This is a genomic window from Propionispira arboris (assembly GCF_900109225.1).
GTDB classification, from domain to species: Bacteria; Bacillota; Negativicutes; order Selenomonadales; family Selenomonadaceae; genus Propionispira; species Propionispira arboris.
In genome coordinates this window covers 1-1,711 of sequence record NZ_FNZK01000040.1, presented here as the reverse complement: position 1 = coordinate 1,711, position 1,711 = coordinate 1, and the positions used below count along the sequence as shown (strand labels likewise).

General features: G+C 40.2%; 1 protein-coding gene. It reads left to right on the top strand.

Annotated elements, in window-relative coordinates:
* The first annotated feature begins 95 nt into the window (after positions 1-95).
* Positions 96-1,670 carry a transposase gene (locus BMY14_RS20275; RefSeq protein WP_091836036.1) on the top strand — a complete coding sequence of 525 codons (1,575 nt, stop codon included), beginning with the start codon at positions 96-98 and terminating at the stop codon, positions 1,668-1,670.
* Positions 1,671-1,711 lie beyond the last annotated feature (41 nt).

The following is a 1,711-nucleotide window of genomic DNA, read 5'->3' as shown; positions in this document are numbered from 1 at the left end:
GGGGCTGTGAAATAATGCCCCTATAAAAACAAAAGAGGATCACTAGCTCGAAAGAGCCGCTGATCCTCTTTTTGTGTTAAAATTTTACATAGCACATGAAAAATTCAAACATACATTATTTTAAAACAAAACAGGCAGTTTTGCCACTGTTTATTTCAGATTATCTGAATATCTGTGATCCCGTGCTGGTTTTTGACCGATTTATGGAGGAAATCGACTTGGAGAAATACCTGAAAAATGTTCCAGCTCACTTTGCTGGACGTATCAGGTATAACCCGACCAGCATGTTGAAAACAATCTTATTCGGATTTATGACAAATGGATATATCTCGCTTCGCGAACTCGAAGATTGCTGTAAAGTCAATCTTCGCTTTATGTATCTTATGGAGCAGGAGACACCATCTTACCGCACTTTCGGATATTTTATCGAAAATATGCTCAAACCATCCGTTGCGGAATTGTTCAGCGATATCAACAAGAAAATCTTTGCTAAAGATCATGTGGATTTGAGCCATCTGTATATCGATGGTTCGAAATTTGAGGCAAATGCCAATAAATATAGCTGGGTATGGAAGAAAGCGACTGAAAAGTCCAGATATAGACTGTTTGAAAAAGTCACGGGTTTACTCGATGAAATCAACGTCGATCTTGCCAGCTTTGGCATCAAAATTGATACGAATTCTGAATACGTTCCTGAATATCTCAATGAAGTAACGGATCGGTATGCCAAAATCTATGAACTAGATGAAACAAAATTTATCCATGGAAAAGGCCATCGGAAAACACCGCAGCAGCGCTATTACGAGCGCCTTCAGGAATATACAATGAAACTCAAAGAATATGTTGAAAAGATCACAGTTTGTGGTCCAAACCGGAACAGTTATTCCAAGACAGACCACTCTGCTACATTCATGCGGATCAAAACCGATTATATGGGCAACGACCAGCTCCTGCCAGCCTACAATGTTCAATTTGGCATTGCGGATGAATACATAGCCGTAGCTGACGTAAGTCAATACCGTTCAGACATGGATTGTTTCGTTCCCTTACTGGAGAAATTTCATGATACCTACGGATTTTATCCAAAGTATCCTGTTGCTGACGCAGGATATGGTTCATACAACAATTATATTTACTGCGAGCAACACGGGATGGAAAAGTACATGAAATTCACTATGTACAAGAAAGAAACTACGGACGTGAAGTATCGAGATAATCCGTTTCGGGCAGTGAATTTCAAGATTGACGAAGAAGGCACACTGCGTTGTCCGGCCGGGCAGGCATTTCATCTTCAATATAGAGGAAATATAAAAGGGAATCGATACGGTCGTCAGGAAGAAGTCTACCAGTGCGAAAATTGCACGGATTGTCCGTATGCCTCCGCGTGTAAAAAGACAGATAAAAACAGGACGATTCGTCTTAACCAGGAACTAACCTCCATGCATCAAGAAGTAGTGAATAACCTGGAAAGTATTCAAGGAGCGCTTCTTCGTATGAATCGCTCCATTCAATCCGAAGGTACTTTTGGCATCATGAAAAATAACCGCTGGTACAAAAGAATCGTTCGAAAAGGCATGGAACAAGTACGTTTAGAGATTTTCCTGGTTTCTATCGGGCATAATCTTTATAAATACCACAATAAAAGACTACGTTTGAAGAAAGCCGCATAAACTGTAGAAAAACAGTTTTTATGGGGAAAGGGGTTGTGTAC